14 protein-coding genes and 1 pseudogene are annotated in these 13,051 nt (G+C 73.8%); 10 read left to right on the top strand and 5 right to left on the bottom strand.

What is annotated here, in order from left to right; translation table 11 throughout:
* Window positions 1-13: 13 nt before the first annotated feature.
* Window positions 14-340: an antibiotic biosynthesis monooxygenase family protein gene (locus tag CHR28_RS14890; protein WP_094054096.1), complete on the bottom strand. Its 327-nt coding sequence runs from the start codon at window positions 338-340 to the stop codon at window positions 14-16.
* Window positions 341-457: 117 nt separating this feature from the next.
* On the opposite strand from CHR28_RS14890, the gene CHR28_RS14885 reads away from it, so the two are divergent.
* Window positions 458-1,408, top strand: coding sequence for an epimerase (locus CHR28_RS14885; RefSeq protein ID WP_094054188.1), 951 nt, complete (start codon window positions 458-460; stop codon window positions 1,406-1,408).
* Between the two features lie 7 nt (window positions 1,409-1,415).
* Here the strand turns inward: CHR28_RS14885 and CHR28_RS14880 are convergent, their stop codons facing one another.
* Window positions 1,416-2,294: a hypothetical protein gene (locus tag CHR28_RS14880; RefSeq protein WP_094054095.1), complete on the bottom strand. Its 879-nt coding sequence runs from the start codon at window positions 2,292-2,294 to the stop codon at window positions 1,416-1,418.
* A gap of 105 nt (window positions 2,295-2,399) precedes the next feature.
* On the bottom strand, window positions 2,400-2,549 hold the full coding sequence (locus CHR28_RS37785) for a hypothetical protein (protein ID WP_179272443.1): 150 nt from the start codon (window positions 2,547-2,549) through the stop codon (window positions 2,400-2,402).
* Between the two features lie 138 nt (window positions 2,550-2,687).
* Here CHR28_RS37785 and CHR28_RS14875 point away from each other — a divergent pair, with 138 nt between their 5' ends.
* Together CHR28_RS14875 and pgm are read left to right on the top strand one after the other, a co-directional pair.
* The gene (locus CHR28_RS14875) at window positions 2,688-3,116 is read left to right on the top strand and encodes a hypothetical protein (protein ID WP_094054094.1); all 429 of its coding nucleotides are present in this window, start codon (window positions 2,688-2,690) and stop codon (window positions 3,114-3,116) included.
* Between the two features lie 229 nt (window positions 3,117-3,345).
* Window positions 3,346-4,986 (top strand): phosphoglucomutase (alpha-D-glucose-1,6-bisphosphate-dependent), encoded by a 1,641-nt coding sequence (pgm, locus tag CHR28_RS14870; RefSeq protein ID WP_094054093.1) that lies wholly within the window; start codon window positions 3,346-3,348, stop codon window positions 4,984-4,986.
* Between the two features lie 56 nt (window positions 4,987-5,042).
* Here the strand turns inward: pgm and CHR28_RS14865 are convergent, their stop codons facing one another.
* The gene (locus CHR28_RS14865; protein ID WP_094054092.1) at window positions 5,043-5,537 is read right to left on the bottom strand and encodes a DUF5949 family protein; all 495 of its coding nucleotides are present in this window, start codon (window positions 5,535-5,537) and stop codon (window positions 5,043-5,045) included.
* Window positions 5,538-5,693: 156 nt separating this feature from the next.
* Here CHR28_RS14865 and CHR28_RS14860 point away from each other — a divergent pair, with 156 nt between their 5' ends.
* The 4 genes from CHR28_RS14860 to CHR28_RS14845 all read left to right on the top strand — a co-directional run bounded on the left by CHR28_RS14860 (window position 5,694) and on the right by CHR28_RS14845 (window position 9,130).
* The gene (locus CHR28_RS14860; protein WP_094054091.1) at window positions 5,694-5,978 is read left to right on the top strand and encodes a zinc-ribbon domain-containing protein; all 285 of its coding nucleotides are present in this window, start codon (window positions 5,694-5,696) and stop codon (window positions 5,976-5,978) included.
* A 152-nt stretch (window positions 5,979-6,130) separates the two neighbouring features.
* Window positions 6,131-6,610 (top strand): SRPBCC family protein, encoded by a 480-nt coding sequence (locus CHR28_RS14855; protein WP_094054090.1) that lies wholly within the window; start codon window positions 6,131-6,133, stop codon window positions 6,608-6,610.
* A 271-nt stretch (window positions 6,611-6,881) separates the two neighbouring features.
* Window positions 6,882-7,886 (top strand): trypsin-like serine peptidase, encoded by a 1,005-nt coding sequence (locus CHR28_RS14850; RefSeq protein ID WP_094054089.1) that lies wholly within the window; start codon window positions 6,882-6,884, stop codon window positions 7,884-7,886.
* Between the two features lie 125 nt (window positions 7,887-8,011).
* Complete coding sequence (locus tag CHR28_RS14845) at window positions 8,012-9,130, top strand: NADAR family protein (protein ID WP_094054088.1); 1,119 nt, start codon at window positions 8,012-8,014, stop codon at window positions 9,128-9,130.
* A 13-nt stretch (window positions 9,131-9,143) separates the two neighbouring features.
* On the opposite strand, the gene CHR28_RS14840 is transcribed toward CHR28_RS14845, so the two are convergent.
* Window positions 9,144-10,007 carry an LLM class flavin-dependent oxidoreductase gene (locus CHR28_RS14840; protein WP_094054087.1) on the bottom strand — a complete coding sequence of 288 codons (864 nt, stop codon included), beginning with the start codon at window positions 10,005-10,007 and terminating at the stop codon, window positions 9,144-9,146.
* On the opposite strand from CHR28_RS14840, the pseudogene CHR28_RS38975 reads away from it, so the two are divergent.
* The 3 genes and pseudogenes from CHR28_RS38975 to CHR28_RS14830 form a co-directional block, all read left to right on the top strand.
* Window positions 9,994-10,323 (top strand): annotated as a pseudogene (locus CHR28_RS38975) (HEAT repeat domain-containing protein); the annotation flags it as partial. The gene CHR28_RS14840 and the pseudogene CHR28_RS38975 overlap by 14 nt on opposite strands.
* Window positions 10,324-10,359: 36 nt before the next feature.
* On the top strand, window positions 10,360-11,631 hold the full coding sequence (locus CHR28_RS14835) for a HEAT repeat domain-containing protein (RefSeq protein WP_256984254.1): 1,272 nt from the start codon (window positions 10,360-10,362) through the stop codon (window positions 11,629-11,631).
* A 170-nt stretch (window positions 11,632-11,801) separates the two neighbouring features.
* The gene (locus CHR28_RS14830) at window positions 11,802-13,043 is read left to right on the top strand and encodes a glycosyltransferase (protein ID WP_094054085.1); all 1,242 of its coding nucleotides are present in this window, start codon (window positions 11,802-11,804) and stop codon (window positions 13,041-13,043) included.
* The last annotated feature ends 8 nt before the right edge of the window (window positions 13,044-13,051 follow it).

Here is a 13,051-nt window from a genome sequence, read left to right as displayed (position 1 = left end):
ACGTCGCCGCCGGCTAGGCGTTCTTCGGCCCGGCCTGCTGCACGACCTCGAAGGACCACAGGGTCGAGCCGCTCGCCGCGGGCCTGGACCGCTCGCCGCCCTCGCCGCCGCCCTGGTGCGCGGTCTTCATCGGCCCCTCCATCCAGGCCTGGAAGGACTCCTCGTCACGCCAGCGCGTGTAGACGAGGTAGGTGTCGGTGCCCTCCACCGGGCGGAGCAGCTCGAACCACTCGAAGCCGTCGGAGCTCTCCACGGCGTGCGCGCGGGAGGCGAAGCGCTTCTCCAGCGTCTCCCGCTGCTCGGCGGGCACGGTCAGCACGTTGATCTTGACTACGCTCATGGGCCCCATCTTGCCCGACGGCACTTCCACGCGGACCGAGCCCCGCACCCCACCGTGTTTTGAACGCGTTCAAATGTCGGCTAGAGTCGCTTCCACACGTCGATGGGGGAGGCCCGCGTGAAGTTCGTGATGCCCGGTGGGACCGGACAGGTGGGAACAGTCCTCAGGCGCGCGCTGAGCGCGGCCGGACACGAGGTCGTGGTGCTGAGCCGGCGCCCGGCGGGCGAGGGCGAGGTGTACTGGGACGGCGCGAGCCCGGGTCCCTGGGCCGAGGAGATCGACGGCAGCGACGTCGTGGTCAACCTGGCCGGGCGCAGCGTGAACTGCCGGTACACGCCCGGCAACCTCCGTCTGATGATGGACTCGCGCGTGGACTCCACCCGGGCCGTGGGCGAGGCGATCGCGTCCGCCGCCCGGCCGCCCCGGCTCTGGCTGCAGATGAGCACCGCGACCGTCTACGCCCACCGCTTCGACGCCCCGAACGACGAGACCACCGGCCTGATCGGCGGCGGCGAACCCGGCGCCCCGGGCTACTGGTCCTACAGCGTCGACATCGCCAAGGCCTGGGAACGGGCCCAGGAGGAGGCGGCCACCCCGCACACCCGCAAGGTGGCCCTGCGCGCCGCCATGGTGATGAGCCCCGACCGCGGCGGCGTCCTCGACATGCTGCTGCGGATGGCCCGCCTCGGCCTCGGCGGCCCGGTCGCCGGGGGAGCGCAGTACGTGTCCTGGATCCACGACCGGGACTTCGTCCGGGCGGTCGAGTTCCTCGTGGCCCGCGACGACCTCACCGGGCCGGTCAACCTCGCCGCCCCCGGGCCCCTGCCGCAGCGCGCCTTCATGCGGGCCCTGCGCGCCGCGTGGGGCGTCCCGGTGGGCCTGCCCGCGACGCGCCGGATGGCCGAGGCCGGGGCGTTCGTCCTGCGCTCGGACACCGAACTGCTGCTCAAGAGCCGCCGTGTCGTCCCGGGCCGCCTCCTCGAAGCGGGCTTCCACTTCGACCGGCCGGAGTGGCCGGCGGCCGCGGACGACCTCGTACGGCGCATCCGCGGCCGCGACGTGCGCTGAGCCGCGGTCAGCTCTGCCGCTTGCCCTGTTCGAGAGCCTTGCCGGTCATGTCGGTGACCTGCCCGGCCGGCGGCTTCTCCGCCTCGATCTCCGTGCCGAAGCCGGTGAAGTCCATGACCGTGCGCACGGTGACCTTCCCCGGCGCGGACGAGGCGGCCCCGGAGGATCGTTCCGCCGACTGCGACGGCGCCTTGACGGTCATGTCCAGCTGCTGCCGGCGCAGCCGGCCCTCGTCGTCCAGCCACACGTCCATCGGCAGGGTGGGCCCGACCTGCTTGCGCAGGGTGTCGCCGTTCGGCAGCTCGGCGACGTCGACGTTGACGCGGTACTGCGTGGTCCGCACGCCGCCGATCGTCGCCGTGCCCTTCCTCGTCACGTCCTTGTCGGTGATCGCCCTGGCGTACGCCGCGGACTGGGCCGGGTCGTTCACCCCCTGTCCGCCCGCGCCCTGCTGCCCGGCGACCTTGCCCAGGTCGATCCGGATCCAGGGCTTGCCGCCCGGTGCCTGCCCCTTCGGCAGCTTCTGGTAGAGCACCTGGTCGATCACGCGTTGCTCGATGCGCTGCCCCTGCGCCGTGAGCGTCATGACACTGTCGCCGTCCTCCAGGTCGACGACGCCCTGCCCGTGCGCGGTCTCCGAGCGCCCCTCGGTCGAGGTCCGCACCCGCAGGGCGACCTTCGCGGTGTCCTCCTCGGCCGTCCTGTCGTAGGCCGAGCGCACCGCGCGCGTGCCCTGCTCCTCGGCCTCCGGGCTCGCCTTCGCCGAGGAGGCGTCCGCCGCCTCCTTCGGGCCGCCCCCGTCGCCGCAGCCGACCAGCACGGTCCCCGCCAGGACTCCGGCGACTCCTAAGGCACCCAGCCTCCTGCCGTTGCCTGCGCTGCCCATCGAACCATCTCCTCTCCGGTGTCTCATGCGGCCCAGGTGCCCAAGAAGGACACGAACACACCTACCAGTACGAGGAGTTGGGTAACGGGACGCATCGCCCGCCGGTCAGTGGCGGCGGCCGCGGAGCTTGCCGAGCAGACGCTGCGCCTGAGCCCGCTTGCGGGGGTCGGCCGCCGCCCGCCGGGCCTGTTCCACGGCCCGCCGTCCCTGCGGGCTCCGGGCGAACTCCTTGATGCGGTTGAGCACTCCGGCCATGACGCACTTCCTTCCTGATCGACGTGAGGAATGTCTGTAGCTCGCCTACCCCCTCGACCCCGTGCTCAGGCACGAGCCGCCCGGCCGGCGCGCGACCGAACGTGTTTGGCGCCGCACTCCGAGGCAAAGCGGTGTCACATGACTGAAGAGAACAAGCGCACGAACCAGAAGCAGGCCACCGTCCGCGCGACGCAGTCCAAGGCACGCGCCACGGCGGACAAGGCGACCGCCCCGGCGTCCGAGGCCGCCAAGGGCGCCGCCGACAAGGCCGGTGACGCGGCGTCGGCCGCCAAGTCGGGCGCGGAGCGGTCCGCCCAGACGGCCAAGGCGGCCGCGCAGACCGCGGCCAAGGGCGTCGAGGCGGGCCGCCAGGCGGTCGTCACGGCGTCGGGCCACGTCGCCACCACCGCGAAGACGGCCTGGACGGTCATCGCCCACCGCAAGCTCGTCGCCGCGGGCGTCGGTGCCGGTCTGACCGCCCTGAGCGCCGCCTCGTACGCCGTGGGCCGCCGCGCGGAACGCGGCGCGCACGGTCCGCTCACCCGGCTCACCGGCGGGCGGATCTGACCCCGGCCGGCACGCACGGCGTGCCGGCCACGAGGGAGCAGGCGGCGCGGCGCATCACCGGACCTCCCGGTGATCCGTAGCGCCGCCCTCTCACGTGCGGGCACCGCCGCCTGGCACGTGGCATGGCGCACATCCGGCCGCCACGGGGCGCCCCTGGTGCGCGCCACCGCCCTGACGGGGAAGGATGGGTGCGCACACGAAGGATCGACCCATGTGGAGGAGCGGACCCATGCAGCACGAGCGAGCGGGCAGTCCGGCCGGACCCGAGGATCTCGTCGACGTCGCTCGGCTGGTGACCGCGTACTACGCGCTCCACCCCGACCTCGACGACCCGGGGCAGCGCGTCGCGTTCGGAACCTCCGGACACCGCGGATCGTCACTGGCGAGCGCGTTCAACGACGACCACATCGCCGCCACCAGCCAGGCCATCTGCGAGTACCGCGCCGAACAGGGCATCGACGGCCCCCTGTTCCTGGGCGCCGACACCCACGCCCTGTCCGAGCCGGCGCGGGTCACGGCCCTGGAGGTGTTCGCCGCCAACGAGGTCACGGTGCTGATCGACGCCGCGGACGGCTACACGCCGACCCCGGCCGTCTCGCACGCCATCCTCACCCACAACCGCGGCCGCACCACCGGCCTCGCGGACGGCGTCGTGGTCACGCCCTCGCACAACCCGCCCGCCGACGGCGGCTTCAAGTACAACCCGCCCAGTGGCGGCCCCGCCGCCTCCGACGCGACCTCCTGGATCCAGGACCGGGCGAACGAGATCATCCGCGCCGGTCTGAAGGACGTACGCCGCGTCCCGTACGCCCGCGCCCTCGCCGCCGCCACCACGAGCCGCTACGACTTCCTGGGCACCTACGTCGCCGACCTGCCCGCCGTCCTCGACCTGGACGCGATCCGCTCGGCCGGCGTGCGCATCGGCGCCGACCCGCTCGGCGGAGCCTCGGTCGCCTACTGGGGCCGCATCGCCGAACAGCACGGCCTCGACCTCACCGTGGTCAACCCGCACACCGACCCCACCTGGCGTTTCATGACGCTGGACTGGGACGGCAAGATCCGCATGGACTGCTCGTCGCCGTACGCCATGGCGTCCCTGATCGAGCAGCGCGACCGGTTCCGGATCGCCACGGGCAACGACGCCGACGCCGACCGGCACGGCATCGTCACCCCGGACGCGGGCCTGATGAACCCGAACCACTACCTCGCGGTCGCCATCTCCTACCTGTACGCCCACCGCGAGAGCTGGCCGGCCGCCACCGGCGTCGGCAAGACGCTGGTGTCCTCCGCCATGATCGACCGGGTGGCCGCCGACCTCGGCCGTGAACTGGTCGAGGTGCCGGTCGGGTTCAAGTGGTTCGTCGACGGGCTCGCCGGCGGCACCATCGGCTTCGGCGGCGAGGAGTCGGCCGGGGCGTCCTTCCTGCGCCGCGACGGCTCGGTGTGGACCACCGACAAGGACGGCATCCTGCTCGCGCTGCTCGCCTCCGAGATCACCGCCGTCACCGGCAAGACCCCCTCCCAGCACTACGCGGACCTGACCGCCCGCTTCGGCGAGCCGGCGTACGCGCGCATCGACGCCCCGGCGACCCGCGAGGAGAAGGCCCTGCTCGCCAAGCTCTCCCCGGCCCAGGTCAGCGCGGACACCCTGGCCGGTGACGCGGTCACCGCGGTGCTCACCGAGGCCCCCGGCAACGGCGCCCCCATCGGCGGGATCAAGGTCACGACGGACAACGCCTGGTTCGCCGCCCGCCCGTCCGGCACCGAGGACGTCTACAAGATCTACGCCGAGTCCTTCCTCGGCCCCGACCACCTGCGCCGGGTCCAGGAAGAGGCCAAGAGCGTGGTGCTCGCCGCCCTGTCGGCCTGACCCCCGGCACGCCGCTGCCCGGGTCATCCGCGGGTGACCCGGGCAGCGGTGAGGGCTCAGCCGCGCAGGCTGCGGGCGGGCAGCAAAACGTGCACCGCCGAGGTGAGGACGTCCTCGTCGGAGGTGAAGGCGGCCAGCGTCTCGACGTCGCCGGGCTCGGCACCCTCCGGCCACGGGCGCGTGGCGAAGATCAGGTAGGCGGAACCGAGCCCGGCCACCGCCTCCAGCCAGGTCTCCGGCGGGACGAACTGCGACTTGAGGTGCTGCACGGTCAGGACGGCCGACCCGGGCACGACGAGCAGGCTCACCGGCATGCTGGGCCGCTGCGTCGCGTCGACGAGCCCCTCGCCCAGGGGCAGCCCGGCGCTCTCAAGCAGCTGCTCGATGGCCTTCGCCGTCGCCTCGGGACCGTTCGCGCCGTCTCCGAGGGGGCAGGCCAGGAGGTAGGGGACGTCGACACCCTCGGGGGTGGTGCCCCGCCAGGACTGGACGACGAGGGAGCCCAGGTCGTCGGTCGGCACGGACTGCGGTTCTGCTGAGATCGAGGTCACCGCGGCACCGTACCGGCGTCCCCCGGCGCGCCCGGCCCGCCGTCACCCGCTTGGACCACACCCCGCCGGGCCCTCCACACGAACGAGGGGCCCGGACGCCGCACAGGCCCGCGATGCAGGACACTGGATGAAGATCCGACCCGGGAGGACCGACACGTGATCATCTTTGGCACCAAGGGATACCTGTACCAGCTGGCGATACTGACGCTGGTGTGCGGCCAGTGCGGCAACCCCGCCGCGCACACGCTCCGCAAGCGCGTCACGAAGTTCACCCTGTTCTTCGTGCCGCTGTTCCCCGTCTCGACGAAGTACCTGACGCAGTGCACGTTCTGCGGCGCGGAACAGAAGGTGACCAAGGAGCAGGCGGAGCAGCTGCAGGCCCAGGAGGCGGGCGGCCCCGGTCAGCCGTACGGGCAGCCGCAGCAGCAGAACCGGTTCTGAACCACGGCCCGGCCTCCGAACCCGCTCACGGCCGCCGATCATCCGCGAGGTGGCAAGTGCGGCATCCCGGGTACCCGACCGCCACGAGCCCGGACCCTTGTGTGGGCCGATGGGCCTCCCGCAGTCGATCAGTGGAAAACGGAGGCGTACAGATGAGCACCGTCAAGGAAACCGTGGAAGTCGACGTCCCCCTGCACACCGCCTACAACCAGTGGACGCAGTTCGAGGAGTTCCCGAACTTCATGGAGGGCGTCGAGGAGGTCAGGCAGGTCGACGACCGGCACAACCACTGGACCACGAAGGTCGCCGGCGTGCGGCGCGAGTTCGACACCGAGATCGTCGACCAGCTGCCCGACGAGCGCGTGACCTGGCGCACCACCAGCGGAGACATCAACCAGCGCGGATCCGTGCGCTTCGAGCGCGTGGACGACACCCACACGCGGGTGGAGCTGGTGATGGAGGTCGAGCCCAGCGGGATGGCCGAGAAGGCCGCGGACATGATGGGCACCATCGACCGCCGGGTCAAGGGCGACATGAAGCGCTTCAAGCAGTACATCGAGGAGCGCGGCGCCGAGTCCGGCAGCTGGCGCGGCCGCATCCAGCCGGGCGGGGGCACCGGCCCCGCTCTCTGACCCCACGGCCGCAGCACGGACCCGGTCTCCACGAGGAGGCCGGGTCCTTCCGTGTCCGCCCGCCGTCCGCCCCGCCGGTGTCCGCCCGCCGTCCGCCCCGCCCGTGTGCGCTTCGCGCGGAGCCCGCGTGACGTTTCGGCCATCGTTATGACATGCACCTGTCCATTTCGGTCTCCCGGTGGCACGCTGCCCTCTGACTGTCCGCAGTGACACCCCTGCCTGACCGGGCGACGGTTGCCGCCGCCCGGCCCCCACAGCAGAAGGAGACCGCGTGATAGGCAGACCCCGTAGCCCTCGCCCGTCCGGCGCCGCCTCGGTGCGCCGCGGCGTCCTCGGCGCACTCGCCGGCGTCGCCGCGCTGCTCGCGACCGGCGTCACCGCCGCACCGGCCGGCGCCGCACCGGAACCGGGCGTGGCGGCCCCCGCCGCGCAGCAACGCGCCCTGGCCTTCTGGACCCCGGAACGGATGCGCGCGGCCACCCCGCTCGACGTCCTGACCGTCGACCGCTCCGAGGTGCGGACCGCGGCGCCGCGCAAGGGCAAGCCGGCCGTCGTGGCACCCAGCGCACCCGCGTCCGCCGTCGGGCCCCTCGCCTTCCCGCACGGAGGCGGCCCCTGGTCCGGCGGGGGAGCGGTGACCAGGACGGCGGGACGGGTGTTCTTCACCTACCAGGGACGCACCGCCTCCTGCTCCGGCAACGCCGTCACCAGCGCCAACAAGAGCACGGTGCTGACCGCCGGCCACTGCGTGAAGATGCAGGGCGCCTGGCACACCAACTGGGTGTTCGTGCCCGGCTACCACGACGGGCAGCGGCCGTACGGCACCTGGGCGGCGGCCAAGACCCTCTCCACGCCGCAGTGGACGGCGAGCGAGGACATCAACCACGACATCGGCGCGGCCGTCGTCGCCCCGCTCGACGGCAAGCGCCTGACCGACGTGGTCGGCGGCCAGGGCCTGGCCTTCAACACCGGCTACAACAAGGCCATGTACTCCTTCGGCTTCCCGGCCGCCGCTCCCTACGACGGCGAGAAGTTCATCTACTGCAGCGGCACCACCTTCCGCGACTTCCTGCTGTCCAGCGACCACGGCCTGACCTGCAACATGACCGGCGGCTCCAGCGGCGGCCCGTGGTTCACCCAGTTCGACGAGGCCACCGGCACCGGCCTGCAGTCGTCGGTGAACAGCTTCAAGTACAACTTCCTGCCCAACGCGATGTACGGCCCGTACTTCGGGGCCGACGCCCAGAACCTGTACCAGAGCGCCCAGTCCTCCTGAGCCACCGCGCACCGGGAGCCGGGTCCTCCGCCGAGCCGTGACGGAGGACCCGGCTCTCCAGGTGTGCGCAGTCCCGGGGCGACAATTCCCTTGCGGTGATCGCCGGTACGGACACAATGGCCTGAATGATCGGCAACCGCATCACCTCCCGCATGGCGGACGGCGTCCGCGTCCCCGGAACCTGGCGTCACGCCTTCATCCGCAACGGCGACTACTTCCTCACCGACCTGTTCATCTACGCGGACGGGCTGATCGACTGCTGGGGCCTGGTCACCCTGGAGGAGTTCGAGCGGAAGCTGCGCAGCGGCTGGGTCGCCACCGAACTCCCGGACGGCGCCCGGGTCTCCGCCCACGACCTCGCCGTGTGGAAGTTCAGCGAGCCCCACTCCTGGCACACCCCCGAGCTGCTGCTGGCCGAGGTCCGCGACACCATCGACCAGCTCAACGGCCGGCCGGACTCCACGGACCGCTGCCTCGCCGCCGTCGACGTGTTCCTCGCCGAGCGGACCGAGGAGAACCGGGCCGCCGCCCGCGCCGCCTACTACGCCATCCCCGAGACCCAACGGCACTACGCGCTCGGCGACATGGACCGCAAGGACGAGCCGCTCCTCGTCCTGGTGACCGGCCCCGGCGGCGAACTGGAAGCGCTGCCCGGGGAAACCGTCGACCAAGAGGAGTACGACGAGGCGGTCGCCTACTTCGAGGAGCGGGCCAGGTGGCTGGCCGAACGCCCCGCACGCGTCCCGGCGGACGGGCCGGCGACCCCGATGGCGCCCGCGATCCACCTCCCCCAGAGCTATCCGCTCAAGCCTTCGGACGACCCCGGCAAGCAGGCTTTGCGCAACGACTACCCCGCGCCCGTCCGGGTCGACGGCGACACCTACCCCTCGGTCGCCCACGCGTACTGGGCCCTGTCCACCGCCGACCCCGTGGCCCGGGCCGCCGCCCGGGACGCGGACACGGCGTTCGCCGCACGCAACACGGCGGTCGGCGCACCCCGGCGCGAGGGGTGGGAACAGGCCCGGACCGCGGTCATGACCGCTCTGCTGAGGGCCAAGTTCACCCAGCACCCGGCCCTCGCGCGCGTCCTGCTGGACACGGCCGACGCGACCCTCGTCTACGACGACGACTCCGGCCACTGGGGCGACAACGGCGGCCGGGGCCGCAACTGGACCGGCCGCCTCCTTGAGGTCGTCCGCTCCGAACTCCACGCCGAGCAGGCGGGGATCACACCGTCCGTCTAGAACGGCCGGCGGCTCAGCGCGTCGCCTCGGCGAGCCACTCGACCTGCCGCGGATCCGACGCAGCCGGGACGAAGATCAGCTCGTCGCAGCCGGCTTCGGCGAACGCCTCGGCGTAGGACGCGGCCATCTCCGCGGTCACCGCCGCACCGGCCGCGACCTGCGCCGCGGCATCACCGAGGAACCCGTAGTAGTCCCCGAGGTAGCCGTCCGCGTGGGCCCGGGCGTCCGGGCCCAGCGCGAAGTAGGCCAGCGCCAGCTTGCGGGGCGTACCCGTACGTCCCGCTTCCTGCCACGCGGTGTCGACGCCGGCCGCGGCCCGGGCGAACGTGTCCGGCGTGCCGCCGCCCATGATCCAGCCGTCGCCCAGCCGGGCCACCCGCCGGAAACTCGCCTCGGTCGCGCCGCCCAGAATGAGCTCGGGCCCTCCCTCACGCACGGGCTCGGGCCCGATCGCACCGGCGAACCCTCGCTCCTCGCCCGCCCAGACCCGCTTCAGCTCCACCAGCTGCTCCTCCAGCCGGCGCCCCCGGGCCCCGGTCGGCAGGCCGCTCGCCGCGAAGTCGTCGTCGCGTCCGCCCAGTCCCACGCCGAGCACGAAACGTCCCCCGGACAGCCGGTCGACGGAGGCCGCCTGCTTCGCCAGCAGCGCGGCGTTCGTGTACAGCGGCCCCAGCAGCACACTCGTCGTCAGCCGGATCCTGCTGGTCACGGCCGCGGCCGCACTCAGCGCGACCAGCTCCTCGTAGCCCGGGTAGACCAGCCGTCCGATCGTCCCGAGCGTGCTGAACCCGGCCTCCTCGGCCCGCCGCGCCCACTCCACGAGCACCCGGCCTTCGGTGCCGGGAACCGTGTTGGGAAGACCAATGCCGATGTCCATCCGTACCTCCGGTCACACGAGGGAACCTGTATCCACTCCCTGCCCAACAGGCGCGGTCCGACGCGTGGTTGACCCGTCGGGGGGGCAACCTTCCCCGGGCTCGGCGGTCTTCCTAGCCGGGAGGTGTCCATGGGGGTGGACCATCAGATCGCTTTCTTCGTGCGGGAGTCGGCGGCGCCGGAGCCGGAGCGGCGCCGCGCTGAAGGGTCTGGGGAGAAGGGGCGGGGCGGTACACGCTCCCGTCCTCACCGGGGCGGCCGCCGACCCCGAGCCCTCCGTACGCGCGGCCGCCGCCCGTGCCCTGGGCCGGCTCGGCGTCCCGGAGGCCGGCCGCGAGGTCCTGCCGTCCCTCATGGGCGACGCCGATCCCGGCGTGCGGAGCAGGGCCTGTGTGGCCGCGACCCGGCTCGGGCTCGACGACCCGCCGGTCGTCGAGGCCTTCGCCCGGCTGCTGTCCGACCCGGACCGCCACGTGCGGATCGTCGCCCTGGAGGCACTGGCCGCCCTGGGCGTCCCGGGGGACGCCACGGCCCTCACGGCTCTGCTCGGCGACCCGGACCCTTCCGTGTGGGGACGGGCCCGGACTCTGCTGTACGTCTGCAAGGACGACGAGGCGGTGCGCACGGAGGTGATCCGTACGGCCCGCGAGGGCGCCGGTGCCGCCCGCGCCCGCGCGCTGGAGGAACTGCCGCGGCAGTGCACCGAGCGGCTTGTCGACGCGCTGCTCGACGGCCTGCGCGATCCGCACCCGCGGGTGCGCCTCCAGGCCGCCCGGCGCTTGCTCCGCGTGGAACAGCCCCAGGTGCAGGACCGACTGGCGGAAGCGCTGCGGACCGAGCGGGACCCCGAGGCCGCCGCCGTCCTGCTGCGCGGCCTCGGCGATCGGGCCGACGGGCGCCTGTGCGACGCGGCGGTGCCGTGGCTGCGCGACCCGATCGCCGGGCCTCCGGCCGCGCGGCTGCTGGGCGTTCTGGGCACGAACGCCGCCGCCACGCACCTGCGCACCGCCCTGGCCGACCGGACGGTCCCCGGCCGCGCCCGGGCCGCCTGCGCCACGGCGATCGGGGCCGGCGGCCGGTGGGACGCGGTGTGGCTGCTGCTGCCCCTCCTGGACGACCCCGACGACGACCTGCGTGCCGGCGTCCTCGACGGACTGGAGCATCTCGTCGAGAACGGCCTGCGCCTGTGGGAGCGCCACCCGGTGGCCCGGGCCCTCGCGGCCCACCTGGCGGTCGACCCCCGGCACGTCTGGCGCACCCGCAACGCGCTCTGGGGCCTCACCCAGGCCCTCCCCGCCGTACGGCACCTGGCGGACACGACCGACTCCGGTGAGGTCCGGGCCGCCGCGCTGTCGCTCCTCGACGGCGACGACGCCACCGACGAACACGCCCGGCAGGACGTACGGCGATTCCTGCGGTTCCTGGACGACCCGCACGAGCCGGTCCGGTACGAAGCCGTGCTCGGACTGAGGCGCTGGGTGGACGCCAACGGATCCTGGCCACCGGGCCCCGAGCACCACAGGGACCGGCTGACGGCCCTCACCGGCGACCCCTCACCCCGCCTGCGCGCAGCGGCCACGGACCTGCTCGCCGCCTCCGGCACGGGCCGGTCCGGCCCGGGGTGAGCGCCGCCTGCGGCACGCACCGGTCCGGCCCGGGGTGAGCGCCGCCTGCGGCACCGGCCGGTCCGGCCCGGGGTGAACGGCGCGTCCGGGCCGTCACCTGCACCGGCGATTTTCGTCCACGTACCGGCAGGGACCGCGTGTCGTCCGGTCCGCCGGTCCAGACTGGGACCATGCGAGTGGTGATCATGACGGCGGGATCGCGCGGCGACGTGGCCCCGTACACCGGGCTGGGCGCGGGGCTGGTGCGGGGCGGTCACGAGGTCACGCTCGCCACCCACGCCCGTTTCGCTCCCCTGACCGAGGGATCGGGGGTGCGGTTCCACCCGACGCCGGTCGACCCGCACGCCCTGTCCCACTCCGGTCGCGGCCGCGGTCTGCACGCCAGCACCACCGGGCTCGGCAAGCTGCTGCGCGCGGCGGCGATGGCCCGGTCGGCGGCGGAGGAGATGACCGACGCCCTCGTCGAGGCGGCCCGGGGCGCCGACGTCGTCCTGGCCGCGGGCGCCGTGGCCCCCCTGGGCAGCGCCATCGCCGACGGGCTCCGGCTGCCCAGCCTCGGCCTGTTCCTGCAACCCCAGCACCCGACACGGGAGTTCGGCGCCCCCATGCTGGGCGGGCGCTCGCTCGGCACCGTGGCCAACCACCTGGGCGGACGGGCCGTCACCGCCGCCGTCGACCGCGTCTACACCCGGGCCGTGGGCCGGCTGCGCACCCGGCACGGCATGCGCCTGCGCGGCCCGGCCGCGCTCCGCCGGACCCATGAGCGGGCCCACTGGCCCGTGCTGCACGGGTTCAGCGAACTGGTCGTGCCCCGCCCCCGGGACTGGCGGCCCGGACTGGACATGGCCGGGTACTGGTGGCCGCACGACACCCGCCGACTGCCCGCGGAACTGGAGGAGTTCCTCGCCGCCGGGCCCCCGCCGGTGTTCATCGGGCTGGGCAGCGCCACGGTGCCGGACCCCGAGAAGGTCAGCGCCGAACTCGTGCGTGCCCTGCGCACGGCGGGGCTGCGCGGGGTGATCCAGCGGGGCTGGGCCGGTCTCGCCGCCCGGACCGACGACGTGCTCACCGTCGGGGACGTGCCGCACAACCTGCTGTTTCCCCGCACGGCCGCTGTGGTGCACCACGCGGGCGCCGGCACCACGGCCGCCGTCCTGCGCGCGGGCGTCCCGACCGTGCCGGTGCCGGTGCAGTTCGACGGCGGCTTCTGGGCGGCGCGTCTGGTGGCCCTGGGCACCGCGCCGTGCGCGGTCCCGCTGCGGCGCCTCGGCGCCGGCGCCCTCCCCTCCGCCCTGCGCCGCGCCACGGACGACCCGCACCACCGCGCCCGCGCCCGCGAGCTGTCCCGGCGGCTGGCCGAGGAGGACGGCGTGGCACCGGTCCTGGCAGCGCTGGACCGGCCGGTGCCGTGAACCCGCCC

The sequence above is a fragment of the Streptomyces sp. XY006 genome (genome assembly GCF_002237655.1).
GTDB classification, from domain to species: Bacteria; Actinomycetota; Actinomycetes; order Streptomycetales; family Streptomycetaceae; genus Streptomyces; species Streptomyces levis.
Note: the sequence above shows the minus strand (reverse complement) of the source record. Positions and strands in the feature narration are given on the sequence as shown.